Origin of the sequence: Lentimicrobium sp. S6, assembly GCF_013166635.1 — a bacterium.
Lineage (GTDB): Bacteria > Bacteroidota > Bacteroidia > Bacteroidales > UBA12170 > UBA12170.
On record NZ_JABKBZ010000149.1, the window covers coordinates 1 to 3,615 of the forward strand.

General features: G+C 39.9%; 2 protein-coding genes. Both read left to right on the plus strand.

From position 1 onward, the window contains the following. Window positions 1-10: 10 nt before the first annotated feature. Window positions 11-121: a transposase domain-containing protein gene (locus tag HNS40_RS23830; RefSeq protein ID WP_371742971.1), complete on the plus strand. Its 111-nt coding sequence runs from the start codon at window positions 11-13 to the stop codon at window positions 119-121. A gap of 232 nt (window positions 122-353) precedes the next feature. Next, the coding region (locus HNS40_RS21780; protein WP_172284829.1) for an S-layer family protein at window positions 354-3,615 on the plus strand (3,262 nt) is incomplete at its 3' end.

A 3,615-nucleotide genomic window follows, 5' to 3' on the forward strand; every position in this document is an offset into this window, starting at 1 on the left:
AACCTGTAAAATGCATGGTGTAAATCCTCAAATATGGATGAACAAAGTCTTGGAGCTTATTGCAGAGCACAAAGTCAATAAACTTTATGAGCTCTTCCCGCAAAACCTGTCCCTGCTATAATCATAGTATTACATTCTTTTAATATAATTATCCTTGTAGTTGGTCAGATGCTTACTACATAAACAGTTATTCTCAAACTGTACTTACTGATGGCGACATAGTTTTCACAAGGTATGTTAGTGATAATGAAACATTCTCTTTCGTTTTTTTAACAGACATTTCTGCTACAACTGAGTTTTACATCACTGATGAGGGATGGAATGGCTCTAGTTTTTATACCAATGAAAGTACTATGAAATTTGTAGCAAATACAAATATTAGTGCTGGTGAGGAGTGCCATGTAGATGCAACAGCCTTAAGTTATACATTCACTTCTGGCTCAACACCATTGTCAATTTCGAGTGATGGAGCATTTAGTCCTTTTCTTGGAAACATGCTTGGTACCTTTGGAGATAATTTATTTATTTATCAAACTGGACCTACTAATGTTATTGCAGGACTCTCAGCTGATAATGGTATTGCAGGATCCTCAGGAAATGCATGGTTTACATCTGCCACGTCATCAACTAATGGCTCTGTAATACCAACAGGAAAGTCAAACGCATCAAATGGTTTTTTGGGTTTATTTCCAAATGGGGTAAATTCAGAAGTGGATAATGCACAATATAAATCAACATCACTTCATTCTGGTGATAAGGCAGCTTTACTTGTAGATCTTATGGATATAAACAAATGGGAATTCGATAATAGCACATTATATTCTCCATCGACTACTCCATTTACAGTTACTGGAGCAACACCCCCAGTATCTGCATCAATAACAGCTCAATCAAATGTTGCTTGTCCAGGAGGAAACAATGGCTCATTAACAGCTACAGCTTCAGATGGAAGCCCGAACTTTTCCTATGTATGGAGTAATGGCTCTACAACAACAAATACTGCTTCTACCACAAATACCATTTTAAGTTTAGCTGCTGGTACATATACAGTAACAATAACTGACGATAATGGTACTTCAACAGCAAGTACAACTCTTTCTACCTTGCCTGATAACACACCACCAGTTATTACCGTATGTGCCTCAACTCCTAGCAATATCCCTGCTAATGCTTCTTGCCAAGGGACTGCTCCTAATTTAACAGGTTCTGTGACGGCAACAGATAATTGTACTTCTTCTCCAACCATTACACAATCACCAGCTGCTGGTGCTACTCTTGGGTTGGGAACCACTACAATTACCCTTACTGCTACTTGTACAGTAAATCAAACGGTGGTAGATAATACAACTCCTGTCATTACTGTTTGTGCTTCTACACCAAATGATTTGATTGGAAATAGTTCAAATCAAGCCATAATGACTGATTTGACAACTTTGGTAACGGCAATTGATAATTGTACTGGTTCTCCTATCATTACTCAGTCACCAGCTTCTGGTGCAACTCTTGGTCTTGGTGTAACAATCATTACACTAACCGCTACTGATGGAAGTGGCAATTCAGCTACTTGTACGGTAAATCAGACGGTAATTAGTGGGTTTGGAGTCACTATCTCTTCACAAACTAATGTAAATTGTTATGGTTCAAGTACGGGATCATTAACAGCAACAACAACAACAACAACAACAACAACAACAACAGGTGTACCAAATTACAGCTATTTATGGTCAAACGGATACTCAACTTCGAATACTGCTTCTACCACAAATACCCTATCAAGTATCTCAGCAGGAACTTATACTGTCACAGTTACAGATAATAGCGGTCAAACCGCAACTGCGTCTGCTACAGTAAGCCAGCCCTCTGCCGTCTTGAGTGCTTCAATAACTGCTCAAACTAATATTGATTGCAATGGAGGTTCAAATGCTTCAGCAACAGCTGCTGGTTCTGGCGGTACTTCACCCTATATTTATGCTTGGAGTAATGCCGCTACAACAGCTGCTATCACAGGTGTATCTGCAGGAGCCTATACAGTTACAATAACAGATAATAATGGCTGTACCGATACAGAGACTGTGACCATAACTGAACCAACAACTTTGGTAGCTGCTGCAGTAGTAGATGCCAATGTAAGTTGTAATAGCGGAAGTGATGGCGGAGCCACAGCATCAGCCACTGGCGGTACTTCACCCTATACTTACCTATGGAGCAATGCTGCCACAACAGCTGCTATCACAGGTGTAGCTGCCGGAACCTATACAGTTACTGTAACCGATGCCAATGGTTGTACCGATACAGAATCTGTGACCATTACTGAGCCAGCGACATTAGTAGCAGCAGCAGTAGTTGATGCCAATGTAAGTTGTAATGGAGGAAGTGATGGTGCTGCTACAGCATCAGCCACCGGAGCTACTTCACCCTATACTTACCTATGGAGCAATGCTGCCACAACAGCTGCTATCACAGGTATCGCAGCCGCAACTTATACCGTAACGATTACCGATAATAATGGCTGTACCGATTCAGAATCAGTGATCATCACAGAGCCTGAAATGCTAATAGTGAATAATGTTATTACAACAAATGCAAGTGGATGTGCACCAGAAAATCCTTCCATTTCAATTTTAGCCAGTGGCGGAACACCAGCTTATATGTATTCAATAGACCATGCTAACACCTGGCAGACCTCAAATCTTTTCGAAGATTTAGCAGCAGGCAATTATGATATCTATGTGAAAGATGCCAATGGTTGTATTAGCGGATGGGGAACAACAATTCATGTAAATGAACCAGCTCCAATCGTTATCACATTAGATGGAATCACCAATGTAGATTGTAATGGAAATAGCACAGGTGTTATCCATATGACAGTTTCAGGCGGAACCCCAGACTTTACTTACGAATGGGTAGGACCTGATGGATTTACTGCAAGTACAGAAAGCATCAACGAATTATTCCCAGGTGATTATGTATTGACAGTAACTGATCAAAATGCATGTGTTGAAATTTCAGGGCCTCATACAGTTATAGAGCCATTAACAGCTCTAAGTATTGATGAAGTAACTTCAATGGATGTGACTATTTGTGCAGGTAATATGAATGGAAGTATCGCGATCGTGGCAAGTGGAGGAACACCTACTTACCTATATTCTATTGATAACGGAACTACTTATCATATTAACCCATTATTCGAGGACTTAGGACCAGGTGTATACAAAATATTAGTTCGTGATGCCAATGGTTGTGAGACAGTACTAGATGAAACTGTAACAATTACAGAACCAGCTGCTATTAATATTGTAGCCGTTGATGTAGTTAATGTGATGGGCTGTTTTGGAGATGCTAGTGGCGAGATTCATATCGATGCTACTGGAGGAACTGGAGTATTAAAATATTCCATCGACAATGGTGCTACGTATCATGCTAACGGTGGAATCTTTACAGGTTTAGTAGCAGGAACATATCAAGTGAAAGTGAAAGACATGAATGGCTGTAGAGTTCTTTATGATATGCCAACAGTAATTACCGAACCTGCTTTATTAGAAGTAGTTGAAGTAATACTTACAGATGTAAGTGGATGCTACGGAAATACCAATGGTATGATTGAAGTAGCTGCTA